This is a genomic window from Stenotrophomonas maltophilia group sp. Smal32 (assembly GCF_030237085.1).
Lineage (GTDB): Bacteria > Pseudomonadota > Gammaproteobacteria > Xanthomonadales > Xanthomonadaceae > Stenotrophomonas > Stenotrophomonas maltophilia_Q.
Map to the genome: position 1 here is coordinate 14,659 of NZ_JASJSI010000030.1, position 25,259 is coordinate 39,917.

Genomic DNA, 25,259 nt, shown 5'->3' on the forward strand with positions numbered 1-25,259 from the left:
GCGAGAAAAGCCCGAGGGGTCTGGCCAGGCCGTCACCCACGGACGAGTCGGTGCTGGGCCCTCCGGGGCCGGGGGGGGGGGGGCGGGCGGGGGGCCACCCGGGGGGGTTACCCGGGGCCCGGGGGGCGGGGCCGCGGGGGCGGCCCCCCCCGCCCCCCCCCCCCCCCCCCCCCCCCGGCCCCCCCCCCCCCCCCCCCCCCCCCGCGGCCCCCCCCCCCCGCCGGGGGTCCGCGCTTTTGCGCCCATGCTGGAAACGGCGGGGGCGGGGGGCCTCGGCTCTACAGATTCCCGCCGGCTGCTTACAACGCGTCCGCGTCCAGTTCACCGGTACGAATACGCACCACGCTGCCCAGGTCGTACACGAACACCTTGCCGTCACCAATCTTGCCGGTGCCCGCGGCCTTCACGATGGCCTCAACCACGGCCTCCACCTGGTCATCGGTCACCGCCACTTCCAGCTTCACCTTCGGCAGGAAATCGACCACATACTCCGCGCCACGGTACAGCTCGGTATGGCCCTTCTGGCGACCAAAGCCCTTCACTTCCGTCACCGTGATCCCGGTGACCCCACGCTCGGCCAGCGCTTCGCGCACGTCGTCGAGCTTGAACGGCTTGATCACCGCCATGACCATCTTCATCGTCTATCTCCTGTCTTCCGGCGTGGAGGATAGCGCCTGAACGCGGCCCGTGCGAAGCCGTTGCGGCCTGTCCGGGCAATGGGTGCCGGCAGTATCCTTGTGCCCGATCGGCCCGCCCGCGCCGGATGCACGGGCCCACCCCCACGGAGCACCCCATGATCGACCTGAACCAAATCGATGACCTTGCACGTCGCCTCAGCGACCTGGTGCCGCCGGGCCTGCGCGAATCGCGCGAGGAGCTGCAGGCCACCTTCAAGAGCGCGCTGCAGGCCGGCCTGGCCAAGCTCGACCTGGTCACCCGCGAGGAATTCGAAGTGCAGCGCGCCGTGCTGCTGAAGACCCGCGAGAAGCTGGACGCGCTGGAACAGGCCGTACGCGAGCTGGAAGGCCGCGGCGCCGCAGAATGAAAAAAAGAGGCGCACCGCGCCTCCCGTTTACAGATTATTTCCCGGATGGAGCCTTGCAGCAAGGCCCACCGGACGCCCTAGACTCGCCGGCCTGTCGATCCGGCAGCACAGAGAGGGGCAGCAGCGATGACGCAGGACACCGAATGGACACCCGTTTCGCATGACACCTGCGACCAGGTCGCCGGGCCGTTCTATCACGGTACCCGCGCTGACCTCGCGGTGGGCGAACTGCTGAGCGCGGGCTTCAGGTCCAACTATCGCGACAGTGTGGTGATGAACCACATCTACTTCACCACGATTGCCAAGGGCGCCGGGCTGGCTGCGGAGATGGCCCGGGGTGAAGGGCGGCCGCGCGTGTATGTGGTGGAGCCGACCGGGCCGTTTGAGGACGACCCGAACGTGACCAACAAGAAATTTCCCGGGAACCCGACGCGGTCGTATCGGAGTGCGCAGCCATTGCGGGTGGTTGGGGAGATTGTGGAGTGGGAGCTCTACGACGCGGAGTTCGTTCGGCAGTTGAGGGCGTTTGTTGCTTCGGGGAGTGGGGAGATCATCAATTGATGACCTACTGGCGTTGGGCGTTGCGCACTTCTTCATCGGCATCGTAGATGTCCAGCCCGAGCTCAATGCCGCGCTCTCCCAAGGCAAGCAGGACGCGGGGCGAAAGTGAGACACCATCGTTGCTGCTGCCCATGAAGAGACCACAGAACAAGTCAGGCCGGAACCGTGCCAATGACTGCCATACGGCGAGATCGCCGGTGAGTTGATCGAGGATCTCGAAGATCTGCGCGTCCAGATCTTCAGGCTCACGCCGAGCCGCACTGAGTCGCCAGCTTCCGAACCTGGCGATACGCACGGTGCTTGAGTGGCTACCTTTGAGTTCCTGGCCCTTGTGATGTGAAGCGGTCGGAGTCGCCCCGAGCAAGGCACTGACTTCTTCGGGCAGGAGGTCGTCGCCGAAGAATCGGAGGGTTACCAGGGAATGATCGAATGCTGCCATGGGAATCCAGTTTTCCTTTGGGAATTCCTTTCTTTCTGCATGCCTCTTGAATGTCAGCTAACGGCCAGAAGCGGACGTGCCCAGCCTGCTGGCAGCCCACAAAGATGGCTCCGATTAAAAGTGTCGTCAACACAGACGAATTGTTAGCCGGTACGCCGAGGTATCCAGAGTAGCGTGGCTCCTAGGTACCGGCTGACAAATGACCTAAGTAGAAGGTGAACGCGCCTAGCGAAGAACGCATCATTTCCATCTAACGAGAAGTTACGAATTCGTGCGAGTTCATCGCGATATGGACCGCCGCCTTGCTCCGATCCTTCCTGCTCCAAAATTTCCGCCAAGTAAGCAATCAGCCTCTCATTTGCGCGTGGCAAGCTCTCGTTCAGGCGCTCCTCGGATAGGTGCATCAGCACCTCCACGATGGGCCGCCTGTTCACTTCTTCCAATTCACTGTGAAGATAAAAGAAATTCGATTCAGGCGTGAAAGTGACATGGCGATGCTTCTTATGCTTAACATCGTGCACGTCTAGCCACGCAATTCGATCAAGTAACTCCCCCGCATTGTAATGAGCCTGCAGCTCCTTTTTGCAAAGTGTGCTGTTTGTCGCATAGAAGGTTGCATAGCCAGCTTTCGCGAGCTTCGCAAGGCTTTCCCATTGATGAAAATCGTCAATGTATTTTTTATTCTTACCCAGCGTACTGTGCGGAATCTTGAACCGGTAGTATGGCTCATTCCAATGGGTCCATTGCGCTGCGCCCTGGCTAACGAGTTGATCCGAAAGCTTATACTGAATGAACAGGTTGCACCCATCCTGATCAGGATGCCCGCCTCCGAACCATGGCGCCACAAATGCGGTATCCCAGCCAAGATCAAACTCATCCCAAAGTGAAACAACGTGTGGCAACAGCCAAGCCCTGTGATGTTCCAAAGCATACCGGACCAAGGCGCCATTCACAGCAGATTGCAGTTGCGATTCTGAAAAATTTGGATCGGCCATGATTTCCCCATTGCTGGAAAATTATCCAATAGACGGCTCTACAGGTCCGGTTATACAACCTACCCAAGGCTCATATGAAAACCATCCTCTGACCCGGTTTCTAGCGCCTGATCCACAGACGTGCCACGCGAATAATGAAACCGTGCCTCGAAGCAGCGTCAGCTTGTTCGAATCGTTAGACATGCGCGGCGGGCTCTATTGCCATGATCGCTTTCACCATCGCTACAGTGCACCATGTTCACGAGCCCATTCAATGGGCGCCGACCTGACCGGGATTATCGAATGGAACCCAGCATGTAGGTTATTTGCTACTCGGCCCAACAAATCCAAGAGCCGGTGGGCGCTGGCCGATGACTCCCGGATGACTTGCTTTAGTTTCACGGACGTATCACCGCTTTCCCGAAGGTAAACTTCATCAACCTCACCGCCGTTGTGCTCAAAAACGTGGCGCCTATGGAACTGTAGCGCGATGAACTTGAGATCCTCTGACCTCAAATCACGACCGATGTCGATATCAAAGAACGAACTGAACATCGAAGCCGTTTCGTCAAAGTTATGAAACCTTCTACGAAGTCTGTCGAGCCTCCTGTTTGTCATGGGGACAAGGACTGCCAGCTGCTTCGCGTACTGACCCGCGAACGAGTCGAATGCGGAAACTGCACTTCGCACCGCATCTTCAGCACGATTGTTGGAATTTAATATTTCGCGAATTGCGGATACGGATTCGCCCTTGAAAACTGCAAGGTCATTGCGCGTTCCACATGACGAGCAATACGCGTAACGTCCAAGCACATCATTGAATGATCGGCATGCGGCGCAATCAAACTGGTGCTGTTGACTCTGTTCGGATACGTAGAATGCTGGCTTTGGAGTATCCGCACCTACCGCATCAGCCACTGCATCCATGTCTATCTCAATGACGCCATCTTCATCTGAATCGAAGGCTTCGCTCATACGGGCGCAGTATTGCCTGATGAAAGCGTTCTGCGCATTCGACAGGAAACTAATTGGCGGAGCTTCAAAACGACAGTAGGGGCAGATCGCTGGCCACGGTCCGCTGCGCCAATATCCCTCGCAACGCGGGCAACGATGTCCAAACTGACCCGTGCTATCCGAGCAAATCATGACCAGCCAAGCACCTGGCACCGATGGCGGCGTAGTTGCTTCTCCTATTCCTGCAGCGTCAACTGGTTCAAGGGCGATGCCCTGCGGCAGGGCATACAGTTGAATCAATATTGCGGGGACCGCACGGCGATGGACATATCGAAGTTGGTAGGCCCTCCTTCCGGAATCGTGGTGAGTCATTACCCGAACTTCGATTCTTCCTCCAGAGTGTCCGATCTCCTGAAATTCAGCAGTCACGCGCACCTCCATCTGACCAGAGCTTTCCGAGTATCTCTAGTATCGCGTCGTCGTCCACTCGATGCCAACGACCAATGCTCTGGGCTTGCCCTCAATTGCCACGTTAACGACCTTTGTCCGCTATGATTTTCCTTCCGGCCGTCCAACAAACGACTACCCTTTACGGATGTCTCCACCCACCACGCGCGCAGTGAAGTGATCCTGGTGCACTTGAACGTAGATCAGCTGACGGCAAAAAGATCTCATCTCCTTCTCAACCCCACACGCTCAATGGTCGTCCATGTGCCTGCACGCCTACCGATTAATACGTCGGCTGCGCCTTCAGCGCGCTTGGTCCCCTGCGCAGCAGGTACAGCGCAACCAGGAACGGCCACAGCGAATTGATCGACGAGAACACGCGCTGTGTCAGCCCCCTGAACCCTTCCGGATCCGCCCCAACCACGTTCAACCAGAGATAGACGATGCTCGCGATGCTCACCACAGCGGTCACGGCATACGCCCTTCGGTTGGCAGACCACGCGCTCAATTCGATGTGCGACATCGCCGGTGCAATGATGTTGGCGATGCCGATGGTGTAGAAGCCATGCATCGGATGGCCCATGGGCCAGAGCCCGTTGGTCAGCATCGAGATGCCAAAGATCATCCAGCAGATCGCGCCCACGGCAATGCGGCGGCCGGACTCCCGCCATACCCCGATGGAGAACGCCACGAAGCCCAGGCCGGAGCCGATAGCGGCGATCCTGCCGCAGATGCTTGCAAGCGTGGGCGCCTGCAGCAGTTCGCTGGCGTGCTGCGCTAGCGGGTTGTAGCCCGGCGCGAACACGGCGGCAACGCTGGTCCAGAACAGGAACCACGGAAGCGGGACCAGACCCGCGCAGAGAAGCAGTCGGCTGCGGCGTTGCACGTGCAGTGATCCTTGTATTGGCCTGAGCCAGTGGAGGGAATCCGTTCAAACGCTGCAGAACCTTGCTGCTGTGGGCAGGACGGCCTTGATTGACTACAGCGGTAGTCAGATTGCGCGCGGCACTCGGTAGGTTCAATAGGCAGGAAGTCATTTAAACCATCTAGCGGGTGTCGCAACGGTTCGGTTGCATGGGCGATCACGCATGCCCGATGGGCGAGTGCTGTCGCTTTTGCCGCGCTTGGCGCCTCTGGCGGAAAAATTTGAAGACTCCGTTCCAGAAGTGCCGCTGCGCCAAGCACGCCAAGGCTCTCGCCGCATCCGGGGCTATGCGACAATGCCAAAAGCGTCTCGGGTTTTGGCGGCATTGACCCCAACCCGTTGGCATTCCGAACAACAGCAGGTAATCGTTACTGCGCCACCGTGCATCGGTGGTCGGGACTCGAAAGCCCGTTTTGTTGGGAAGTAGTTTGCGCTTGCCAGCCGGCATCACCTTGCGTGGTGTCGGCTGGCAATCCGTCTGCCGGCTATGGCGGGCGGTGCGTTGGGGGCGTTCGCGCCCGCCGGCTTGAGGCCAACCCGGATTCGAACCACGTACCGCCCGCCACCTTTCGGGTGGCGGCTACCGATTGCCCTGCACGGAGCCTCGCCATGAACGAATCGGACTTCCCGCATCTGCACGCCTACCGCAGCGCCGCCGGCGACGACGGTTCGCCACAGGCTGCGCCTGCCATGGACAGGAACACCTTCATCGCCAACCTCCACCGCATCGGCTCCGGTGCGGCGGCCGACGGTCACCCCTGGCCGGAGCGGCATCAGCTGCCCGGGCGCTGCCTGGCCCTGGCCGACGCCGATTGCGCGTTGACCGGGTTGCGGGTGGTGCTGGAAATGCTGCTGGCGGCCGAACGCACCCGGCAGAACGGCGAACCCGGGCAGTACGTGGGCGACCGGGTCATGGAAGGGTTGGTCATGGCCTGCCAGTCGTTGTGCGCGCAGGCGGTGGGGCGCTTGCAGCCCGAAGGGTGAATGCCATGCGCAACGCCCTTCAGCTTGGATCGCTTTCAGCAGGCGTCAGTGCTCGCTGAAAGCGCTCCTCAGATCGACGCCGATGATCGGTGAGAAGTCCACTTTGCACAGCTCCAGCTCGAAGAGCAGATCGTGATTGTCCAGGCACAGGGTGACTCTCACCGGCACGCCGTCGGCATCGGCAAGCATTGCAGTGGCAATGTCGCTTCCGAAGACCTGGGTCGTGCTGGACAGGAACACCACGCCTCCGAATCCGACGACCTCCACGTCCTCCACCTGGGCGAGCGCCAGATCCTTCAACAACCGTTCGGACAGCTCGGTCGTCTCCGGCAGCAGCCTATGGATGAGGGAGACCTCGTCGGGGGTGAGCAATCTGGGCACGGAATGTCCTTCAGGGCACCGCATCCGCCATCGACAGATGCTCGATCCGCCATGTCCTGGCGTAGATCAGAATGACGCTTCCGGTCGAGCTGGTCTCGATACGAAAACACTTCAGACCGGACAGCGGATAGCCGACCGCCTTCCAACGATCAAGAAGATCAGCGAGTCTCGGCTCGTTATCGTCAACCTTGGCGAACTCAATTCGCTCTCCCCCCAGTAAAACTGGCAGAGCGTTCTGCGCGAGCAGACATCCTGTGCAGCATGAGCCGGATAGGAAACAGCCATGACAACGCATCGATGGAGAACGTCTTCCAGCGACAGTAGCGGGAAACATACAAAGCCGAGGATCTAAAGCAATCACGACGAGACACGCGCAAACGTCGCCCTGCACATCGAGATATTCTAGAACCCAAGACAGCGCCACCGCGCCAGCGACGAGCCGCCCCAATAAAGTTCGACACGCGGCATGCACTTGGCGGCTGATGGCTACCCAGGAAGCACTGGACGATTAACCTTTGAATCAGACCCCGCCCAGCTTCTTAACATTCTTCTCCTTCACCACGTCCAGCATCGATTTGACCGCCTCAACTCCAGAGGGACCGGGCGTGCTCACTTAATCAATTAAAAAGAGTCGATCGCGGATATCCGGTTGAGGATGCAAAGCCAGCATCCTCAGCCGGACGTTTCGTTGTAGCGACTAACCGCCTGCCTCCAGCCCTAATGCGCTGACTGCGCCCCAAGGCATTGCGGAGACTCCCTTGCAACTTCCGTCTTTCAGGCTTGCTTTAGCGACAATGCCGTATCCATTGTCTCCGAAGAAGATAGCGGCACCGCTATCTCCAAATCCGCACGCCAACGACGATCCTTCGATGCGTATCCACGCGTCCGCGCAGGGAAGGTTTCCGGTTGGACCGCATGCGAGCTCGGGCCTGTGCTTGATGCTCACGACTGTTCCGCAGGTGTATTGGCTGGTGACGCCTCTGAAGCACATGCTCTGGCCTTGAGTAGCGTTGGTCCACATGTACATGATGCGGCGCCTACTGTAATCCGAAGTGGAGGTGGCATACACCTCCCGTAGCGGTGTGTGTGACCCCACCGTATGCCACTGAACGTCGTGGCTCGCATCATTGATCTGGTCCACGAACGTCAGCGGCACGGTGTACTTCCCTGCGCCGGTTGCGTAGTTGCCATAGATTAGATTGTCGGGGCAATGCGCCGCAGTGGTGATACCCCTTCGTCCAGTGGCCTTATGAATAACCGGAAATCCTGAGGTGCAGTAGCTATTGTTGGATTGGAGGGGGGCGCCGCCAACAACATACTCCGCGTTGACCGACTTCGGCATGTTGGGGCGGACTTCAATCTTGAGACCGGTGACTCTTTCAAGCTTCTTGATTGTATCCTTCAACTCTTCTGCTTGGCGGCTGTCGCCGTTTATGTCAATCAGCACCCGTTCTTCGCCTGGGAACCCAGTCGTCCCCGTGATGCCTGGTATGGCGCTGTGAAGAAGAGGTCTGTGCTGAGCAAGGAGCGCGTAAAATTCGTCCTGGGTGTACTTGTGACCAACCTCGAACACCACACGGGTCGTCCCGCTCTCGGTGGTAATCGTTCGATCCGCGACTGGATCTGGCCCCTTGAGTTGAACCAAGATGTGTTGATCTGGCGCGTCTTTTATCGACAGCTCCGTTAGACGATCTGCGAACTCGATACGCAACGCTTCAATATCCGACATCACCTCACCTTGTACCGCTAGGCGCGTGATTGCTTCGTCTATCGAGACCGTGGGGTGTTCACTCATATAGCTGTGAATCTGAATCTGCATCTCCTTGCCTTCTTGCGTGTCAGCGTCAGGCACCTGCGCCAAAGCACAGGTGGATACAAGAAGTGCTGCGGAGCATCCTAGAACCTTCCATTTCATGCGACATCTCCAGAGCTTGTAACAAATCATCGAGGCTTTCACATGCCTCGATGCGCGAGCCTAGCACTGTCTACCCTCCGACACCGCGACCTAGCTCACAAGTCTCAGTGGAATGATTGTGCACCCTGGTGTCTGTATTGTGGTGGTGTTCGTTCGCGCATCTTTAGATGAGTTTAAGCACTTCATGGATCAGGCGATTGGTTCCTTGCCTGAGGATTTCGTACACACCCAGCCGCTCCTGCTGCGTGCAAAACAGCTCAATCATCCGTTCCACTTCGTTCCGGTTGTATGAGCTGTACTTCCTGATCCAGGCCACTGTCCGCATAGTATTGGTCATAGAAGCCAGTTGGCGACAGCGCCTCTCTTTCTCTCATTTTGTCTTTCATTTCCATTCGCCTCCACCCGCCGCCTGCGCTGCAGCCACAATAGGCCATGGAGCCGATATCACAGAACCCCTCCCATACAGTCGTCACCACGGCCACGCGCCCCAGGACCTGCCGGAACCTGCAATGCTCAGACAGCGCCTTCCCATTCGCGAACATGGCCAGTGACGAGGTCGATGTGACCCATGCCGGACCTCGACGCTCGGCCGGAAAGTAGCGAACCAGGCACCGGGATAGGAGATCGCCAAGTGCCAGCCACGCATTTCGCTTCCCAGGCGAGACCGCCCGGCCACTTATAGCGCTATTCGGCTGTAAACAAGGCCCTGTTCTTCATCGCGCATGACCCAGCGACCAGCATCACCCTCCGGGCACAGATAGAACATCCCGGAGTAGCTTGATTCTCGTGACCACGCGCTGCGAGCAAACTGTGGAAATCTCCGCATGACTCGCGCGCCGGACACCTCCGGCCTGCTCACCAGCCTACATTCTTCGGGCAAAGTAAGAGCCCCGCTGGTCAGGCGGAAAACCAGCCACGATTCATTTGTGTCAATGTCGTGCGACTCGCGTATATTGACTGCATCCTCTGGCAACCATGAAGGCAACCATTTGGATTCACCGATTGCTTGCCTTGAGACGGCTTGATTGCGGTCTGCATACTCGGTGCTGGCAACTTCCATGCAACCAGAAAGTGCGATTGACTGCGTCACGATTGGGAGCAGCTGGGGAGCGTACATCTGAGGCATCCGAGTCATCAGTAAGGGAAGTTTCCACCGGGTCGATAGCTCCCGCACATCTGCGAGCAACTTCGCGTACGGCTCATTTGTCCAGATGATCGTCCGAGGCGGTTTGCCAGCTGATCCGCAGCGGAGTCAGCGCTGGAGTCGCCCTTGATGTTTTGATCGAACCACTATGGTTGTAGAACAACCCGCTCGCATCCGTGGCCTGCTGGCCCGGGAAGCGCAACGCCAGTTCGAACGCCACACCATCGCCATCCGGATCGGCACTCGGAATCTGGGTGCCGAATACCTCGCTCTTGTTGCTCCACTCCCAGATCGAGACATTCCGTACCCGATCGAACACCACGCGCGGCGTACCTAGGTGATCCGACTGGACGTAGGCCAGCTCCGGCACACCAGTGCTTGGCACATTGATCAGTGCCACCGGGTAGTTGTCCAGCCAGATGGCCTGCTGCTGGGCCTCGCCCGTGGCGGAATAACTGCCCAGCCACTGTCCGGCCTCATCGTACAGCGTGATCTGAGCTGCGCCACCGGCTGGAGTACGCAGCACGCGCTCGCCGCGATGGTTGTAACCGTAGCTTTCCAGCACGGCACACCCTGCCTCACCGCGTTCATGCGGTTCGCATCGTTGTAGATGAACGTCTTGCTGCCGATGCTGGTGGTGTTGCCCACCGCGTCCTGGGTGCGCGCTTCGCCATCCACGGCGGTCAGCCGGTGGCTGGTTGCGGGATAGGTGTAGCTGGCGGTGCCTGCCGAGGTGGTCAGCGCGGTCCGATTGCCCGTGGCGTCGTAGGCATAGGTTTCGATCGGCGTGCCGGTCGCGCCGTCCTGAGTCTGGGTCAGGCGACCCAGCGTGTCGTAGGCGTACTTGGCCAGCACCGTCGAGCCCGTGCCGTTCTTCAGCTCGGTGACCGAGCCGACCGGGTCATAGCCGTAGCCCAGCGACAGGCCGCCTGCCGCCGGGTCGTGCACCGCCTGCGGGCAATAGTCGAGGTCCAGCGGGCGCTGCAACTGGCGGCCGTTGCCATAAGTCCAACCGGTCGCCGGTCCGAAGGCCGCATAGGTCACGTTGTTCACGACGATCTGGCGGGCTTGGCCGGGCCGGGTCAGGCCGATCTGGCTGATGCGGCCCTGGATATCGCGCACGTTCCAGGCAACGGCTTCCCCCGTTGTTCCCCGCTACTGCCCGCGCAGCCGCACGGCAAAGTACCGCGCCGGGGAAAGGCCAAGCGCTTTCTTGAACATCGTGATGAAGGCCGTCACCGACTCATAGCCCAGCGTCTCGGAAACGCGTTGTACCGGTGCACCCGCGGCAAGTTCACGAATGGCGATGAGCAGGTGCAGCTGCTGCCGCCAGCGCCCGAAGGACAATCCCGTTTCCCGTTCGATGAGCCGGGTCAACGTGCGCTCGCCCAGGGCCAGGCGCACGGCCCACTGGCTGATGGTGCTGCGGTCTGCCGGATCAGCCGACAATGCCGCAGCCAATGCACGCACCTTCGGGTGATGGCTGACCGGCAACGACAGGTGCTCGGCCGGCATCTGTACCAGCTCGTCCAGCAACACGCGCGCCAGCCGGTCGGTGTGGCTGCCATGCGGGTAGTCCAGCGGCGCGTCGGCCAGGTGCAGGATCATCTCGCGCAGCATCGGGGAGATCGCCAGCGTCACGCATTGCATGGGCAGATCGACGATGCCGGGCTCGACGAACAGGTAGCACAGGCGCGCGTTGGCGGTGGCGCGGTTGCTGTGCGGCATGCCACCCGGAATCCAGACGCCACACTGGGGCGGCACGATCCACAACGCATTGGCCACTTCGCAGGTCACCGCCCCATGCAGCGCAAGAATGAGCTGACCCTTGCGGTGCTCATGCACGGGAATCTCGGCGTCGTGCTCGGCCACCTGCAGGCGGCTGGCGACCGCCGGGCGATCGGTCTCGTCCGGGTCCAGGTCAAAGCCGGGGAGCGAAATGCGAGCCATTCTCACATTGACCGGTTTTAGCGATTGGTTGTCATTGTAGCGAAGTTCGCCAGTGCGGCCGATCACTAGCATGAGCCGCATGCACTCCCCCACCCCGTTCCACCCCTACATGCGCCAGGCATTTGCCCGGTTGAAAAGCCCTGCCCTCAGGACCGACCAGGAGGCGGTGCTGTTCTCGCTCAAATGCCTGCTCGCCGCGTCGCTAGGGCTGTATGTCTCCCTGCGGATCGGCCTGAATCGCCCGTTCTGGGTGATCGGCACGGTCTATCTGGTGTCGCAGCCCCTTTCCGGGGCGACACTCAGCCGCGGCCTGTTCCGTCTGCTCGGCACCGTGGGCGGGGCCTTCGCCACCGTCGCACTGGTGCCACGATTTGCCAATGCCCCCCTGGTGCTGAGCGCCGCGCTCGCGGCGTGGATGGCGCTGTGCCTGTACCTGGCGATGCTCGACCGCACGCCGCGTGCGTATGCGTTCCTGCTGGCCGGCTATACCACCAGCCTGATTGGGTTTCCTGCGGTGATGGTGCCGGAAGACGTGTTCACCATCGCCATCACGCGGGTGCAGGAAATCGCCATCGGCATCCTGGCCGCAACGCTGGTCCACGGGTTGGTGCTGCCGCGCCGGGTCTCGATGCGCGTGCACGCGCGGGTTGCCGCTGTGCTGGATGATGCGGAACGATGGACACGCGACATGCGGGCCGGTGCATCGGACACGGTGCTGGCGACGGACCGCTCGAAAGTGGCCGCCGACCTGCTCGAGCTGCATGTGCTGTCGATCCACCTGCCCTTCGACAGCGCCCACGGCGTGGCGCAGGTGCAGATCCTGCGTGCCCTGCATGACCGGATGCTGGACGTCCTGATGCTGTCCAGCGCGGTGGAAGATTCCATCGACCGGCTGCGTTCACCGCAGATGGATTCAACCGGGTGGCGCAATCTCCTGCAGGCCGGCCTCGCCGCGCAACAGACCGAGCTCGACCTCGCCCACGCCGACTGCCGCGTGCTGCAGGCACAACTGCGCACTGCCCGCTCCGACTGGCGCCGGCATGTACCTGCTCGCCTTGTGCGGCATGCGCAGGGTGCGGTACTTCACCGGGATCATCGGCTTGCCCTGCGTAGCGCGCTGGGCGCGTTCGTCGGCATCCTGCTGAGCTGCGTTCTATGGATCGCTACCGGCTGGTCGGAGGGCGCCACGGCGGTGTCCATCATCGGCACGGCGTGCGTGCTGTTCGGCACGATCGAAGCGCCGGCACCGCATGTCATGCGCTACCTGGTGGGATCGTGCATCGGCGTGGCCGTCGGCCTGCTCTACGGTCTGCTGATCTTCCCCGCGTTGTCCGATATCACCGGCCTGATTGCCGCGCTCGCGCCGGTGCTGCTGCTGTGCGGATCGTTCCTTGCCCGGCCACCGTTCATCATGGCCGCCCTGGGCGTGGTACTGACCTTCCCGCTCATCGCGGGCCTCGGTGCGACCAGCACGGTTAACATCGTCGGCGCGCTCAACAACAGCGTTGCGTTGTTCGTGGGTACGACGGTAGCACTGTGCAGCATGCAGCTTTTCCAGACCGCCGATGCGGGCCGCAACCGCGCACGGCTGGAGCGCTCGATCCGCCGGGACATCGCACGACACGCCGCCGGACAAGGTGATGCGACCCGCGCCTGGCTCAGCCGGATGCTGGATCGAATCGGGCTGCTCGCTCCCAGGTTGCAGGGCCGTGCCAGCGCAGCACACGACCTGCGGGCGTTGTTTGCGGACGTTCGCGCGGCACATGCATCCAACCAGCTCCGCGCACTGGACACGCGTCTGCACGATCCACGCACGCAAGCGTTTCATGCGGCGCTGATCGAACACGTCGCCGCACATTTCAGGATCCGCGCCCACGCGGCACGCAGTGTCGACACCCATCTTCTGGAACTGCTGGACCGCATGCGCGAGACAGCGGCGGCCAGCAGCGGGGTTGAGCAGGAGCATCTGTCGCACCTGCTCTGTGGGTTGCGCCGCGATCTGCTCGTTTCCCCGCATACCCATCGGCACTGACCTCATGCCTTCTGATCTTTCCATTGATGGCGTGCTCATTCCCGGCCTGCTCGCCGTGGCCGCTGCCGCCTTGGCGCTGTCGATGCTGACCTCACGTCTGCTCGCCAGCCTCGGCCTGTACCGGTTGTTCGCCGCGCGGCCCTTGGTGGGCCTGTCCCTGTTCGTGATCCTGGCGGAGCTGATGGTCCGGCTCTCGCCCCTGCTCGAGAAATGAAATGAAACACCTGCTTGCTGTCATCGGCCGCTGGAGCGCAACACTGGCCGTGTGTGCGCTTGCCGCGACTGCCGCGCTCTCCCTCTGGAATCGTTACGAAATGCGCCCTTGGACGCGGGATGGGCGGGTGCGCGCCGATGTGGTTCGCGTTGCGTCGGACATGGGGGGACTGGTGACCCGGGTGCTGGTGCACGACAACCAGCGGGTCAGCGCCGGAGAGTTGCTGCTGGTGCTGGATCAGCCACGCTTCGCTGCCGCGCTTGAGAAGGCCGACGCAGCGGTCAGCAGCGCACATGCCACGCTGGCGCTGGCCCGTCGCGAATCGACGCGGGACAACGCACTGGGCAACCTGGTCGCGTCGGAAACGCGCGAACGCAATGCCGCCAAGGTCGATACCGAGCTGGCCACCCTGGCGCAGGCACGGGCCGAACAGCGCGTCGCCCAGCTCAACGTGCAACGCACCGAGGTGCGCGCGACCACCGATGGCATCGTCACCAACCTGGACCTGCATGCGGGCGACTACCTGCAACCGGGCGCGCAGGCGCTGGCGTTGATCGACACCCGCAGCCTGCGCATCGAGGGCTACTTCGAGGAAACCAAACTGGGCTGCATCACCGAGGGCGATGCCGCCGTGGCCCAGCTGATGGGCGACACCCGCGACGTCCGCGGACACGTGGACACCATCGCCGCCGGCATTGCCGACGATCAGCGCTCAAGCACGCACAATCTGCTGCCGGCCGTGGCGCCAACCTATACCTGGGTGAGGCTGGCACAGCGCATCCCGGTACGCATCCGCATCGATGATGCGCCGTCGGATACCCGCCTGATCGTGGGTCGCACTGCGAGTGTGACCATCACGCCCTCGGCGCCGGGAGCCTGCAAGTGAGCGTGCGAACACTACGCGGTGGGCTGCTTGCCCTGCTGCTCCCCATGACGGCCTGCGTATCCGGCCCCGACTATCACCTGCCTGCGAATGCGTTCGCGGCCTCCCCCCAGGCGGCGCGGGCGTTCGTCTCGGGCCAGGAAGCACCGTTCAGCCGCGACGCGCCACCGGATCGATGGTGGCAACTGTATGGCGACCCCCAGCTTGACGCCTACGTACGCGAAGCACTGGCGGCCAATACCGACCTGCGCGCCGCCGATGCCAACCTTCGGCGCGCCAGCGCAACCGTGGCCGAGTACCGCGCGCGCAGTTCCGTGCAGGCCGACGTGGATGCATCGGGCGCGCTCACCCATGCCGGTGGTTACACCCAGGCGTCGGCCGCACCGCAATCCTATGCGCTGGGCCTTCACCTCTCCTATCCGCTGGATCTAGCAGGCGGCATCCGCCGCGGCATCGAAGCCGCCAATGCGGACGCGGAGGCCGTCGCTGCGGCACGGGACCAGGTCCGCGTGGTCGTCGCTGCTGCCGTCACCCGTGCCTATCTCCAGATCTGCACAAGCAATCACACGCTCGCTGCGACCCGGCAGGTGCTGGCGATACAGCGCGCCACGCTGGAGGCAACCCGTCGCTTGGCTGCGGGCGGGCGCGGAACGGACTTCGATGTCAGCCGTGCCGGAGCCGCAGTCAACCGGAGCGCGGCGGGGATACCGCACCTGCTGGCGGAACGCCAGGCCGCACTGTTCGAACTGGCCGCCCTGATGGGCAGGGTCCCGGCAGACTATCCCAGGGAGGCGGAAACCTGCCCCCAGCCCCCTGAGCTGCAGCAGGCGCTGCCGATCGGTGACGGCTGGCAGCTGCTCCAGCGGCGCCCCGACATACGTGCTGCGGAACGTAGCCTTGCGGCGGCCACGGCGATGATCGGCGTGGAGACCGCAGACCTTTATCCGCGGGTCACCTTGGGCGCATCCCTGGGCACAGCAGGCACGCGAGGGCAGCTGCTTTCCGCCGACAGTTTCGGGGCGAGCGTCGGGCCGCTGCTGTCATGGCACTGGCCCAACCGCCGCGTAGTCAAGGCCCGCATCGCAGCGGCCGGTGCCAATGCAGATACGGCTCTTGCTTCCTTTGACGGCGCAGTGCTGCAGGCACTTCGCCAGACCGAGACTGCGCTTTCTGCCTGCACGCAGGAGCTTGAACGCGAGCACAGCCTGGCGCAGGCACGTTGGGATGCAGCGCGGGCCGCCGGGCAGGCACAGCAACTCTACCGTTTCGGCAGGATTGATTTTCTCGACGTGCTTTCGGCCCAGGCCGCGCTGGCAGATGCGGAGTCCGCATTGGCCGCCTCCCGCGCGGAGCGCATTGACCGGCAGATGGATCTTTTCCTGTCGTTGGGCGGAGGCTGGGCCGCAACGGATTCGGCCGCGGGCGGAGCCCGTTGATCCGTTCAGGGGCGGCGACTGCACGTCACGCCGTGTGTTCAGGAAAGTGCCGCGCACACCCGTATTCATTCACGCTCTCCGCCCTATATTCCCACCACAGCGCCGCATGCTGCGGCCATGACGGAGGCACATCCATGAAGACCACACGTTTGCTTGCCATCGCCTTGACCACCGCTACCGCGTTGGCTGCGGCCCCCGCCTTCGCCGATCCGCCGCACCACGCCCGCGGCAACGGCCCGCCGCCGCATGCAGGCGGCCCGCACAACCGCGATGCGCCGCCGCCGGGCTGGCAGAAGAAGGCCTGGCGTCGTGGGGACCGCCTGCCTTGGGCCGAAGTGGACCGCCGCTACTGGGTGGACGACTACGCGCGCTATGACCTGCGCGAGCCGGGCCGCGACCGGCGCTGGGTGCGCCAGTCCGATAGCGAGTACCTGCTGGTGGAGATCGCCACCGGGTTGATCATTGACGCGCTGCATCGCTGAAGCGACCTGCAGCGTCCCACACTGAGCTATTTACCTCGGTGCAGACACCTTACGACAGGGGTCGCCCCGGTCGGCGGTGTTTGCGCCCACGGCGCCCCGCCTGCCTCCGTGGCCGCCCGGCATGCATGCCCTCCCGCAGTGCGGTACGCCCGCACATCAGCGCTGTGGCAAATAACCCCATCGCCACCAGTATTTCGAATCCCCGATCACCAAAGAGCAGGCGGATGGAGACCTCCAGTGAGCACAGCCTGCCGCAGCGCAGGCCCTGCCCGTCGAAGCCATAGATGAGCACCAGTATGCCCATCAACGTGCACCACGCCATCAGGGCCAGGCTTGCGATAAATATGAAAGGACGGTGGATGCGCATGCGCTCGTCGCGGTCTTCTACGGTGATGTCCAGCGCGACGCTGCGAGCACGCGATCGGAAGCATCCAGCTCTACCGACCAGGCTTCGGTATCCAGGCCCAGCCGGTTCTCATACCACCATCGCTGCGCACAGCGACCACTGCATCCACTGCTCGCATAGCGCGCAAAGGGAACACCGGCCTGCTCCACCACGTCAGGTTGCCCCAGCGCCCGCAGTACCTCGGCCCTGCTCGCCCCGACCGGGACCGAGGCAAGCGCGTGGGAATGCCACGCCGAGATCGCCGAGCAACCGGCCACCTACGCCAAGAACAGGCCGGCAAGCCCCCACATCAGTGTCCTCATTGACAGATCCCCTCCTGCGCCGCGCGCCCGCGCATCATCCTCGCAGACCTTCCTCAACGTCAAACCGGCCTGTTGCGGCGCCCGTCATCCGTGCTAGCGTGCGCCGTCAAACTCGCCATGAGGTGCAGGATGCGCAATGGAATGGGACGGAATCTGGTGATCGCCTGCATGGCCCTCGCTGTTGCCCCAGCGGCGGCAACAGCGACCGCAACGCCGGGCGATCGTGGGCAGGATTTCGTGCAGACACAGGCGATCGCAGTGCGCTGCCAGAAGACTCTACCCGGCCTGAAACTGCAGTTGCAGGAGGGCCGTCAGCACTGGCTATCGACACTCGACGCCGCGCAACTGCAGGCCGCCGAGGTCTATGCCAGCAGCAAGGAAGGCAAGACTCTGGGAAAGAGTGTGGAGCGGGATGCCTCCCGCGCCTTCGGTCGCAATCCCCTGTCCGCCGCAGCGACCTGCGTTGGCCTGCTCGCCGAGTACGGCCCGGCCCACCCGCTGCCTGCCGGCACGGCAATGCCGGCCGACCGGGTACAGCACTACATGCTGCACTTCGCGCCGATGGCGCTGGCCCGGCTGCAGTGCGCGCGCCTGGAGGGCATCGACGTGGAAGCCCAGCCCGATGGCTCGGAGACCTGGCAGTACCGCGCCTGCGGCCGGACCGAATCCGTTCGCATGGCCCCGCTCGGACAGGGCTGGTCGATGAGCGATGCGGACCGCAATCGCCTGTTCGACGCGCTGACCCGATAGCTCAATGGCAGCCCATGCCAGCATGAACACGAGCGTTACAGCCGTTGCCAGGAACGGGATGAGAAGCACTCTTGCACTGGCAGTCTGCACGATGCTCAGCGCCTGCAGCCTGGTGATGGACAGTTCGTTCGACACCCAGCAGCAGGCCATCGACGCCGACATGGTGAACAAGGGATGGATTCCCGATTGGGTGCCCCACGAAGCGACCGACCTGCGCGAAGTGCACGACCTCGACTCAAACACCAGCGCGCTGGCCTTCGCCAAGCCCCCTGCGATACCACTGCAGCTTCCTGCGGATTGCCAGGCGACCACATTCAACAACAGTAATCCTGTTGCATTCAATCGACACTGGTGGCCTGGCAACGCGACGCTCAGTGCGTCGTACCGCGTCTTTCGCTGCGCGCCCGAATCCAGAAAGTCAGTCTTCGTCGCCATCAACAGGACCGAAGGCCGCGTGCTCTTCTGGCGAACCTACGCGCGGTGATGCGCCAGCGCCACCCTACTCCCCCCTCAGGACCCCATGATGCCCAACGCACGCGCACGCTTCACTGCCCTCGCCCTGTTGCTTCCGGCGTGCCTGTCGGCCTATGCCGCACAGAACGCCACCGCCGACGTCAAGGCCATCGAACAGGTGGTCGAATCGTTCCGCACCTCGCTGATCAACAAGGACAAGCCGACCTACATGGGCCTGTTCTTCTCGGACAAGCCGGAAGACATCGGCTGGCAGTATGTTTCCGAGGACGCGCGCCTGCAGGACATCCGCAAGACCAAGCCCGATGCGATCAAGGCTCGGCAGATTCCCACCAACAACTTCATCGCGCTGATCGACGGAGCGGTGGCTTCGCCCAAGCCAAAAGAAGAGACATTCTCCAACACCAAGATCGAGACGGATGGCGACGTGGCCTCGGTGTCGTTCGACTACAGCTTCAACGACGATGGGGTGAAGACCAACTGGGGCAAGGAAATGTGGCAGCTGATCCGCACCGAACAGGGCTGGAAGATCTTTTCGGTGATCTATTCGATCCGCGACTCACGCAGCCCGGCCGATTGAACGTCGCTTGAGGGCGGTGAGTGCCGATTGCCGATTGCCGATTGCGATCCATTCAGCCAGGGCATTGGCATCCGGCAAGAGATCGGGCAGAGTTCGGCCACGCGCAAGGACGCACGCCATGACCCGCCTGCTGATCATCGAAGACAACCCCGAGCTGGTTGCCAATCTGTACGCCTTCTTCGAGCCGCTGGGCTACGTGCTGGACGATGCCCGCGACGGTGCCAGCGGCCTGCGCCGGGCCACGCAGAATGATTACGACGCCATCCTGCTGGACCTGATGCTGCCGCGTCTGGATGGCATGGCCCTGTGCAGGAAGCTGCGCCAGGAGTTCCAGAATCCGGTTCCGATCCTGATGCTGACCGCGCGCGACCCGGTCGAAGACCGCGTTCAGGGCCTGGAAATGGGTGCGGACGACTACCTGGTCAAGCCGTTCTCGCTGAAGGAGCTGGATGCACGGATCAGGGCCCTGGTGCGAAGGGCCGAGGGCCGCCAGGTCCAGAGCGTGCTCGCCTGGAAGGACCTGCAGGTGGATACCCGATCACCGCAGGCTTGGCGGCAAGGCCGCTGCATTGCGCTGACGCCCACGTCGCACAAGCTGCTGATGTGCCTGGTTCGCGCGGCGCCCGCAGTGGTCCGCAAGCAGGAGATGGAATACCTGGTCTGGGGCGACGAGCCACCGGACAGCGGGGCATTGCGGACGCATATCCACGAACTGCGCCTGCTGGTGGACCGCAGCTTCGACAGCGCGCTGATCACTACGGTGCACAGCGTCGGCTGGCGCATGCAGGCGTGACCCCGGCAGGCCTCTACCGCCGCCTGACCCTTCGCACCCGCATCACGATTTCGTTCGTGCTGCTGATGGCCGGAGCAATGGGCTTCATCGTGCTGGCCGAACAAGTCGACTACGACCAGGTCCGTGCCGTCGTCGTTGCACGCACCCAGGCCAGCGAAGTACACCGCCTGCAGGACGAACTGGCTCGTGGCCAACGCCCCGCCCTGCCGTCTGGCAGCGCACTGTACGATGCCCGCAACGTGCCTGTGGTGCTGCGCCAGTATGGCCTGGGTTACCATGGCGAACAGGCGCCCAACGAGTGGCACCTGCGCGTGTTCGATAGTGGCGGCCAACGTTACTACCTGCTGCAGGACGCAGCGCACTATGCCTATCTGGAACATCTGATCAATGCCTTTGCGGCACTGGTCATTTCGATCTGCGTGCTCGGCGCCTTCCTGATCGGCCGGAAGGTAGCGACGCATGTCATCGCGCCCATCACGCGATTGGCGGACGCGGTGCAGGACGGCCAGAAGCCCTTCCCCTACCAGAACGCGCGCGACGAGATCGGTGTACTCGCCCGCGCCTTCGCCCGACACAGTGACGAGCTCGAACGGTTCCTGCATCGCGAACAGTGCTTCAGCGGCGATGCCAGCCACGAGCTGCGCACGCCGCTGGCCATCATCGGCGGTGCTGCGGAGACGCTCGCCTGCCAGCTTCCGGCCGACAGCCACCTGGTTCCCAGCGCGCAGCGCATCCTGCGCACCACCCAGGAGATGCAGCGCCAGCTGACCTGCCTGCTGCTGCTCTCACGCGCACCCAGTACCGTGCCGCGCAACAAGGTGGCCCTGCGTCCGCTGATCGAATCCTGCATGGAGCGCTGCCGGCCCTGGATTTCCGGAAAGCCGGTAATCGTTGCGCTTGATGCCCGGCATGACGCCGAGCTGGACACCAACGCGGATCTGGCGCACAGCGTGATCTGGAACCTGCTGCGCAACGCCTGCCAGTACACCGAAAACGGCGAAGTGCGGATCACCCTCCACGACACTGCACTCATCGTCGCTGACACCGGACCCGGGCTGCCCTCCAGCATCGATCCACGGCAGTTCCAGCGCTTCGTGCCCGGCAGCCCGCACAGTGGCGAGGGACTGGGGCTGTCCATCGTGCAGCGCATCGTCGAGCACCTCGGTTGGAGGATGACGGTGTGTTCCTCGCAGCAGGGCTGCCGGTTCAGCCTGGAGTGGCCCATCTGACGGTTTCCTGACGCGCGCGTGCACATGCTGGGGATTGCTCACTTCACGGCGGAAACGGCATGCAGCACCCCAAGGACAGCGGCAAGTACCCGCACGGCAAGACCGGCCTGAGCCGCATCTTCCATACCCTCATCCATTCGCGCGATGGTTTCATCGCCACCTTCCGCGGCGAAGCTGCCTTTCGTCAGCTGCTGCTTCTGCACGCGCTGTTGATCATTGCAGCGTTCGCGCTGGACATCAGCAAGCTCGAACGGGCGCTGGTGCTGGCGGTCTGCTTCATCAGCCTGCTGGTGGAACTGCTCAACTCGGCGATCGAAGCGGTGGTCGATCGCATCTCGCTGGAACAGCATCCGCTGTCCAAGAACGCCAAGGACATGGGCAGCGCCGCGCAGACCACCGCACTGTTGATGGTGGGCGCGGTGTGGGGCGTGATCCTGCTGGGGTAGTCCGCCCAACCTGACAACTTCCTGATAAAGCGGTTTCGATACTGCGCGCACTCCCGCTCCACGGAACCTGCTCGTGCGTCAACGCCGCCGTTTTCCACGGCCCCATCCGATCGTTCTGGTCTGGGCCACCGCACTGTTCTTCACCACGATTGGAAACATCGCCCTCTGGAAGACGCTGTGGGGGCTGATCGACCTCAACAGCCTGCGCAGCGTGCTGTTCCTGGCCAGCTTGCCGGTGGCGCTTTTCTGCCTGTTCAACCTGCTGCTGACGCCACTGCTGGCACTGCCGTTCCTGCGCAGGCCGCTGCTGGTGCTGCTCGTTGTCGTCAGCGCCGCCTGCAGCTACTTCATGCTGCACTACAACGTGCTGATCGATCGCAGCATGGTGCAGAACGTGTTCGAGACCAACCAGGCTGAACTGAACGCCTATCTGTCGCTGCCACTGCTGTTGACCCTGCTGACGCTGGGCGGGCTGCCCGCGACCGGGCTGGTCCTGATGCGCACCGCCAGCGGGGCGGGCTCGATACGTTCGTTCCTGGTGTGGCCAGTCAACGTCCTGGTATCCATGATGGTGCTGCTGGCGATCGGCTTTGCGTTCTACAAGGACTATTCGTCATTGCTTCGCAACAACCGCTACATCCGCGACCAGTTGCTGCCGTTGAACGTGGTGCGGCATACCCACGGTTATCTGAAGAGCCTCTACAGCACCCGCCAGCAACCGCTGCGCGCGATCGGCATGGACGCACGGCGAATACCAGGCCCGCGCCCGAAGCTGGTGATCCTGGTCGTCGGCGAGACCGCGCGCTCACAGAACTTCCAGCTCAACGGCTACCCACGCGCGACCAATCCCCGGCTCTCGCGCAAGGAAGGCGTCATCAGCTTCAATGATGTCTCCTCATGCGGAACCGCAACGGCGATCTCGGTGCCGTGCATGTTCTCGCAGATGACCCGCAGCCAGTACGACGATGTACGCGCAGCAACCGAGGAAAACGTGCTCGACATCCTGCAGCGCACCGGCGTCAGCGTGCTCTGGCGCAACAACAACAATGGCGGCTGCAAGGGCGTGTGCGAACGCGTGCCAACTGAAGACATGCCCGTGCTGAAGGTGGCCGGCCAATGCGTCAACGCCGACGGCACCTGCTACGACGAGGTGCTGCTGCATCAGCTCGGAACACGCATTGGCGCCATGAACGGTGACGCCCTGGTCGTGCTGCACCAGCTCGGCAGTCATGGGCCGACCTACTTTGAACGGTATCCCGCAGCGTCGCGGGCTTTCAGCCCGACCTGCGACAGCAACCAGATCCAGCATTGCAGCAACGAGGCGCTGGTCAACACCTATGACAACACCCTGGTCCACACCGACCACCTGCTGGGCAAGGCCATCGACCTGCTGCAGGGCTATGCGGACCAGCGTGATGTCGCACTGATCTATGTGTCCGACCATGGCGAGTCGCTGGGCGAACGCGGGATGTACCTGCACGGCACGCCCTACTTCATCGCCCCGCGCGAGCAGACCCAGGTGCCGATGGTGATGTGGTTTTCACCGGACTTCGGCCGCAACGCAGGCCTGGACCTGGCCTGCCTGCACCAGAATGCCCTGCACCGGGCGCACAGCCACGACAACCTCTTCCACTCGCTGCTGGGCCTGTTCGGAGTCAACAGCACGGTGTACCGGCGCGATCTGGATGTGTTCGCCGGATGCCGCGCCTCGCCTTCGCCATCGATGGCCACCTCGCCGGCCAAAGAACGGCGCCGGCTGATGCCGGTCGCTGCCCGGAACGTGGCGCGTTACTGCGCCGCCAGGGCGAAATCCAGGCCCGCGCACACCGCCGCCACCTGGGCGTCGTTGCATTCCTGCGGGCTGGTGCGCGGGCTGTCCGGGTAGACCTCAGTGGTGGTGGCAAAGCGTGCGTCGGTGAAGCCGGCGCAGGCGCCGATCGAACGCGACTCACCCCAGACCACGCCCGGCGACTGCAGCGGGAGGCCGACCAGGTTGCCCTCGGCGTCTGCCGGGGCGATATGGGTGACCGGGGCGACGGCGGTGATCAATGCCTTCTGGAACTCGGCCTGCGGATCTTCACTGTTGCCGATCACGTAGAAGCCATCCGGGATGGTGTCGCGCTCGAACGGCTTGCCGTCGCGGGCACAACGCGCCGGATCGAACTCGTGCAGGTCGCTGTCGGTGGTCTCGTGCAGGTCCAGGTGCACCAGCAGGTTCGGCTTGCGCTCGGCCACCCAGGCCATCAGGGCGGCGGCTTCCACGATCTGGCCGCCGTCACGGAAGCTGCGGTTGGGGTCGATGGCGTCCGGGTTCCAGCGCTGGATGCGCTCGTAGCCCCACGGGCTGACGCACGGCGCCACGATCAGGTTCAGCCGGCCCAGGTAACGCTCGGCCTGCTGTTCCAGGAACTGCAGGGCGCCGTGCACGCCGCTGGTCTCGTAGCCATGCACGCCGCCGGTGATCAGCGCGGTCGGCAGCGCCGGGTTCCAGTCGTGGTTGACCACGGCGAACAGCGGGTAATGGTCCGGCGCATAGTCCAGCTGGCCGTACTGGATCACATCGAAGCTGTCGTCCAGGCGCTCGAGCGCGGCCACCACGTCGTCGTGGTAGCTGCGCTGGCGCTGCTGGCGGGCCCGCCACTGTGCGCGTTCCGCGTCGCCCCAGGGCTGGCCGGGGGTGCCGATCGGGTAGAACTGCGCAACAGTCATTGGGGAACTCCAGGGGTCGAACGGATGGGTGCAGCCGGACATTCTAAGCCCTGTCGCGCCTGCGGGTGCCCTCCCCCCGGACCCGCCTTCATCCAGGCCGGGTCATCTGGTTGTAAAATCAACGGTTTTTGGCCCCTCACCCCTTGATGGCGAACGCAGCGCAGCCGGTCCTGGGTGGACCGGAGTTCCTCCGCCTGCTCGCCCGTCTCAGCGACGGCGCGATGCCGGCCAGCAGTCCGGCCCTGACCGATCGCCTCGGCCAGTGGGTGGACTGGAGCCGTGCCGTGGCCCTGTCCGGGGCGCTCGGCGGACGCCTGCCCGAACCCGGTGAAGCCGCCGAAGCGGTCGAGGATGTACTGGCCGACTGCACCCAGGCGCACGCCAGCCTGCTCGCCTCGATCAGTGAGGATGCCGAGGCCGAGCGCCTGCTGGACCTGGCCGAAGCCGCCGCCGCCCCCAATTTCGCCTCGCTGCGCCAGCGCTACCGGGTGCTGCAGCAGGCCATCCAGACTGCCACCGGGCGCCTGCGCGGCCGCCTGCGCGACCAGCTGGTGCAGGTTTCACCCGAGCTGGCACGACTGGCCGAGGTCGACGCGGTAATGGAACAGACCCTCACCCCGCGCGAACACAGCCTGCTGGCCACTGCGCCGGCCGTGCTCGGCGCCCGATTTGAACGCGTGCACGGCCAGCCCGGCTGGCGCACGGCCTTCCGCCATGACATGCGCACGCTGCTGCTCGCCGAGCTGCAGCTGCGCTTCCACCCGATCGAAGGGCTGCAAGACGCCCTGCGCTCCCACTGACCGGAAC

General features: G+C 63.2%; 27 protein-coding genes and 1 pseudogene. 17 read left to right on the plus strand and 11 right to left on the minus strand.

Going from position 1 to position 25,259, the window contains the following annotated elements:
• Nucleotides 1–299: 299 nt before the first annotated feature.
• On the minus strand, nt 300–638 hold the full coding sequence (locus QRO91_RS09620) for a P-II family nitrogen regulator (RefSeq protein ID WP_005411374.1): 339 nt from the start codon (nt 636–638) through the stop codon (nt 300–302).
• Between the two features lie 155 nt (nt 639–793).
• Here QRO91_RS09620 and QRO91_RS09625 point away from each other — a divergent pair, with 155 nt between their 5' ends.
• Nucleotides 794–1,045, plus strand: a complete 252-nt coding sequence (locus QRO91_RS09625) for a ubiquinone biosynthesis accessory factor UbiK (RefSeq protein WP_197620762.1) — start codon at nt 794–796, stop codon at nt 1,043–1,045.
• A 126-nt stretch (nt 1,046–1,171) separates the two neighbouring features.
• Nucleotides 1,172–1,606, plus strand: a complete 435-nt coding sequence (gene arr / locus QRO91_RS09630) for an NAD(+)--rifampin ADP-ribosyltransferase (protein WP_197650211.1) — start codon at nt 1,172–1,174, stop codon at nt 1,604–1,606.
• A 4-nt stretch (nt 1,607–1,610) separates the two neighbouring features.
• Here the strand turns inward: arr and QRO91_RS09635 are convergent, their stop codons facing one another.
• The 4 genes from QRO91_RS09635 to QRO91_RS09650 all read right to left on the minus strand — a co-directional run bounded on the left by QRO91_RS09635 (nt 1,611) and on the right by QRO91_RS09650 (nt 5,306).
• Nucleotides 1,611–2,045 (minus strand): DUF4279 domain-containing protein, encoded by a 435-nt coding sequence (locus QRO91_RS09635; protein WP_197650210.1) that lies wholly within the window; start codon nt 2,043–2,045, stop codon nt 1,611–1,613.
• Between the two features lie 143 nt (nt 2,046–2,188).
• Nucleotides 2,189–3,040, minus strand: coding sequence for a hypothetical protein (locus tag QRO91_RS09640; protein WP_197650209.1), 852 nt, complete (start codon nt 3,038–3,040; stop codon nt 2,189–2,191).
• A 222-nt stretch (nt 3,041–3,262) separates the two neighbouring features.
• On the minus strand, nt 3,263–4,402 hold the full coding sequence (locus QRO91_RS09645; RefSeq protein ID WP_197650208.1) for a hypothetical protein: 1,140 nt from the start codon (nt 4,400–4,402) through the stop codon (nt 3,263–3,265).
• 301 nt (nt 4,403–4,703) lie between these two features.
• The gene (locus tag QRO91_RS09650; protein WP_197650207.1) at nt 4,704–5,306 is read right to left on the minus strand and encodes a DUF998 domain-containing protein; all 603 of its coding nucleotides are present in this window, start codon (nt 5,304–5,306) and stop codon (nt 4,704–4,706) included.
• A gap of 648 nt (nt 5,307–5,954) precedes the next feature.
• Here QRO91_RS09650 and QRO91_RS09655 point away from each other — a divergent pair.
• Entirely contained in the window at nt 5,955–6,329 is a 375-nt protein-coding gene (locus tag QRO91_RS09655) for a hypothetical protein (protein WP_049426757.1), read from the plus strand.
• 45 nt (nt 6,330–6,374) lie between these two features.
• Here the strand turns inward: QRO91_RS09655 and QRO91_RS09660 are convergent, their stop codons facing one another.
• Nucleotides 6,375–6,710, minus strand: a complete 336-nt coding sequence (locus QRO91_RS09660; RefSeq protein ID WP_197650716.1) for a DUF6984 family protein — start codon at nt 6,708–6,710, stop codon at nt 6,375–6,377.
• Between the two features lie 697 nt (nt 6,711–7,407).
• Complete coding sequence (locus tag QRO91_RS09665) at nt 7,408–8,625, minus strand: S1 family peptidase (RefSeq protein WP_065428059.1); 1,218 nt, start codon at nt 8,623–8,625, stop codon at nt 7,408–7,410.
• 139 nt (nt 8,626–8,764) lie between these two features.
• On the opposite strand from QRO91_RS09665, the gene QRO91_RS09670 reads away from it, so the two are divergent.
• Nucleotides 8,765–8,917: a hypothetical protein gene (locus tag QRO91_RS09670; protein WP_285310371.1), complete on the plus strand. Its 153-nt coding sequence runs from the start codon at nt 8,765–8,767 to the stop codon at nt 8,915–8,917.
• Nucleotides 8,918–9,917: 1,000 nt separating this feature from the next.
• On the opposite strand, the pseudogene QRO91_RS09675 reads toward QRO91_RS09670, so the two are convergent.
• Nucleotides 9,918–10,906 (minus strand): annotated as a pseudogene (locus QRO91_RS09675) (RHS repeat protein); the annotation flags it as partial.
• Nucleotides 10,907–10,924: 18 nt separating this feature from the next.
• Nucleotides 10,925–11,719 carry a helix-turn-helix domain-containing protein gene (locus QRO91_RS09680; RefSeq protein ID WP_049426760.1) on the minus strand — a complete coding sequence of 265 codons (795 nt, stop codon included), beginning with the start codon at nt 11,717–11,719 and terminating at the stop codon, nt 10,925–10,927.
• A gap of 70 nt (nt 11,720–11,789) precedes the next feature.
• On the opposite strand from QRO91_RS09680, the gene QRO91_RS09685 reads away from it, so the two are divergent.
• From QRO91_RS09685 to QRO91_RS09705, 5 genes are all read left to right on the plus strand, one after another.
• Nucleotides 11,790–13,751 carry an FUSC family protein gene (locus QRO91_RS09685; RefSeq protein ID WP_285310372.1) on the plus strand — a complete coding sequence of 654 codons (1,962 nt, stop codon included), beginning with the start codon at nt 11,790–11,792 and terminating at the stop codon, nt 13,749–13,751.
• 4 nt (nt 13,752–13,755) lie between these two features.
• The gene (locus QRO91_RS09690; protein ID WP_197633119.1) at nt 13,756–13,965 is read left to right on the plus strand and encodes a DUF1656 domain-containing protein; all 210 of its coding nucleotides are present in this window, start codon (nt 13,756–13,758) and stop codon (nt 13,963–13,965) included.
• A gap of 1 nt (nt 13,966) precedes the next feature.
• Nucleotides 13,967–14,851 (plus strand): biotin/lipoyl-binding protein, encoded by an 885-nt coding sequence (locus QRO91_RS09695; RefSeq protein WP_197633118.1) that lies wholly within the window; start codon nt 13,967–13,969, stop codon nt 14,849–14,851.
• Nucleotides 14,848–16,284, plus strand: a complete 1,437-nt coding sequence (locus QRO91_RS09700; RefSeq protein WP_197633117.1) for an efflux transporter outer membrane subunit — start codon at nt 14,848–14,850, stop codon at nt 16,282–16,284. Before QRO91_RS09695 ends, QRO91_RS09700 begins: the two co-directional genes overlap by 4 nt.
• Nucleotides 16,285–16,418: 134 nt before the next feature.
• Entirely contained in the window at nt 16,419–16,766 is a 348-nt protein-coding gene (locus QRO91_RS09705; protein ID WP_197633116.1) for an RcnB family protein, read from the plus strand.
• Between the two features lie 49 nt (nt 16,767–16,815).
• Here QRO91_RS09705 and QRO91_RS09710 read toward each other — a convergent pair whose 3' ends face one another.
• Nucleotides 16,816–17,133: a hypothetical protein gene (locus QRO91_RS09710; protein WP_100443830.1), complete on the minus strand. Its 318-nt coding sequence runs from the start codon at nt 17,131–17,133 to the stop codon at nt 16,816–16,818.
• A 509-nt stretch (nt 17,134–17,642) separates the two neighbouring features.
• Here QRO91_RS09710 and QRO91_RS09715 point away from each other — a divergent pair.
• The 7 genes from QRO91_RS09715 to QRO91_RS09745 all read left to right on the plus strand — a co-directional run bounded on the left by QRO91_RS09715 (nt 17,643) and on the right by QRO91_RS09745 (nt 23,628).
• On the plus strand, nt 17,643–18,224 hold the full coding sequence (locus QRO91_RS09715; protein ID WP_258015513.1) for a hypothetical protein: 582 nt from the start codon (nt 17,643–17,645) through the stop codon (nt 18,222–18,224).
• A gap of 115 nt (nt 18,225–18,339) precedes the next feature.
• Nucleotides 18,340–18,708, plus strand: coding sequence for a hypothetical protein (locus tag QRO91_RS09720; RefSeq protein WP_285310373.1), 369 nt, complete (start codon nt 18,340–18,342; stop codon nt 18,706–18,708).
• A gap of 36 nt (nt 18,709–18,744) precedes the next feature.
• Entirely contained in the window at nt 18,745–19,275 is a 531-nt protein-coding gene (locus tag QRO91_RS09725; protein ID WP_049426805.1) for a nuclear transport factor 2 family protein, read from the plus strand.
• A gap of 118 nt (nt 19,276–19,393) precedes the next feature.
• Nucleotides 19,394–20,068 carry a response regulator transcription factor gene (locus QRO91_RS09730; protein ID WP_197650718.1) on the plus strand — a complete coding sequence of 225 codons (675 nt, stop codon included), beginning with the start codon at nt 19,394–19,396 and terminating at the stop codon, nt 20,066–20,068.
• Entirely contained in the window at nt 20,065–21,297 is a 1,233-nt protein-coding gene (locus QRO91_RS09735) for a HAMP domain-containing sensor histidine kinase (RefSeq protein WP_197650719.1), read from the plus strand. Before QRO91_RS09730 ends, QRO91_RS09735 begins: the two co-directional genes overlap by 4 nt.
• Before the next feature lie 59 nt (nt 21,298–21,356).
• Nucleotides 21,357–21,743 (plus strand): diacylglycerol kinase, encoded by a 387-nt coding sequence (locus tag QRO91_RS09740; RefSeq protein ID WP_049428003.1) that lies wholly within the window; start codon nt 21,357–21,359, stop codon nt 21,741–21,743.
• A gap of 73 nt (nt 21,744–21,816) precedes the next feature.
• A complete protein-coding gene (locus QRO91_RS09745; RefSeq protein ID WP_285310374.1) occupies nt 21,817–23,628 on the plus strand; it encodes a phosphoethanolamine transferase in 1,812 nt (603 codons plus the stop codon).
• On the opposite strand, the gene QRO91_RS09750 is transcribed toward QRO91_RS09745, so the two are convergent.
• Nucleotides 23,532–24,452 (minus strand): M14 family metallocarboxypeptidase, encoded by a 921-nt coding sequence (locus tag QRO91_RS09750; RefSeq protein ID WP_049428008.1) that lies wholly within the window; start codon nt 24,450–24,452, stop codon nt 23,532–23,534. The genes QRO91_RS09745 and QRO91_RS09750 overlap by 97 nt on opposite strands.
• Before the next feature lie 146 nt (nt 24,453–24,598).
• Between QRO91_RS09750 and QRO91_RS09755 the strand changes: the two genes are divergently transcribed.
• Nucleotides 24,599–25,252, plus strand: a complete 654-nt coding sequence (locus tag QRO91_RS09755; protein ID WP_049428010.1) for a DUF3348 family protein — start codon at nt 24,599–24,601, stop codon at nt 25,250–25,252.
• The last annotated feature ends 7 nt before the right edge of the window (nt 25,253–25,259 follow it).

Coding starts and splice junctions, on each gene's coding strand:
- QRO91_RS09620 (WP_005411374.1), bottom strand. CDS start 638: ATGAAGATGGTCATGGCGGTGATCAAGCCGTTCAAGCTCGACGACGTG.
- QRO91_RS09625 (WP_197620762.1), top strand. CDS start 794: ATGATCGACCTGAACCAAATCGATGACCTTGCACGTCGCCTCAGCGAC.
- arr (WP_197650211.1), top strand. CDS start 1,172: ATGACGCAGGACACCGAATGGACACCCGTTTCGCATGACACCTGCGAC.
- QRO91_RS09635 (WP_197650210.1), bottom strand. CDS start 2,045: ATGGCAGCATTCGATCATTCCCTGGTAACCCTCCGATTCTTCGGCGAC.
- QRO91_RS09640 (WP_197650209.1), bottom strand. CDS start 3,040: ATGGCCGATCCAAATTTTTCAGAATCGCAACTGCAATCTGCTGTGAAT.
- QRO91_RS09655 (WP_049426757.1), top strand. CDS start 5,955: ATGAACGAATCGGACTTCCCGCATCTGCACGCCTACCGCAGCGCCGCC.
- QRO91_RS09665 (WP_065428059.1), bottom strand. CDS start 8,625: ATGAAATGGAAGGTTCTAGGATGCTCCGCAGCACTTCTTGTATCCACC.
- QRO91_RS09680 (WP_049426760.1), bottom strand. CDS start 11,719: ATGGCTCGCATTTCGCTCCCCGGCTTTGACCTGGACCCGGACGAGACC.
- QRO91_RS09685 (WP_285310372.1), top strand. CDS start 11,790: ATGAGCCGCATGCACTCCCCCACCCCGTTCCACCCCTACATGCGCCAG.
- QRO91_RS09690 (WP_197633119.1), top strand. CDS start 13,756: ATGCCTTCTGATCTTTCCATTGATGGCGTGCTCATTCCCGGCCTGCTC.
- QRO91_RS09695 (WP_197633118.1), top strand. CDS start 13,967: ATGAAACACCTGCTTGCTGTCATCGGCCGCTGGAGCGCAACACTGGCC.
- QRO91_RS09705 (WP_197633116.1), top strand. CDS start 16,419: ATGAAGACCACACGTTTGCTTGCCATCGCCTTGACCACCGCTACCGCG.
- QRO91_RS09710 (WP_100443830.1), bottom strand. CDS start 17,133: ATGCGCATCCACCGTCCTTTCATATTTATCGCAAGCCTGGCCCTGATG.
- QRO91_RS09715 (WP_258015513.1), top strand. CDS start 17,643: ATGGCCCTCGCTGTTGCCCCAGCGGCGGCAACAGCGACCGCAACGCCG.
- QRO91_RS09720 (WP_285310373.1), top strand. CDS start 18,340: ATGGACAGTTCGTTCGACACCCAGCAGCAGGCCATCGACGCCGACATG.
- QRO91_RS09725 (WP_049426805.1), top strand. CDS start 18,745: ATGATGCCCAACGCACGCGCACGCTTCACTGCCCTCGCCCTGTTGCTT.
- QRO91_RS09730 (WP_197650718.1), top strand. CDS start 19,394: ATGACCCGCCTGCTGATCATCGAAGACAACCCCGAGCTGGTTGCCAAT.
- QRO91_RS09740 (WP_049428003.1), top strand. CDS start 21,357: ATGCAGCACCCCAAGGACAGCGGCAAGTACCCGCACGGCAAGACCGGC.
- QRO91_RS09750 (WP_049428008.1), bottom strand. CDS start 24,452: ATGACTGTTGCGCAGTTCTACCCGATCGGCACCCCCGGCCAGCCCTGG.
- QRO91_RS09755 (WP_049428010.1), top strand. CDS start 24,599: ATGGCGAACGCAGCGCAGCCGGTCCTGGGTGGACCGGAGTTCCTCCGC.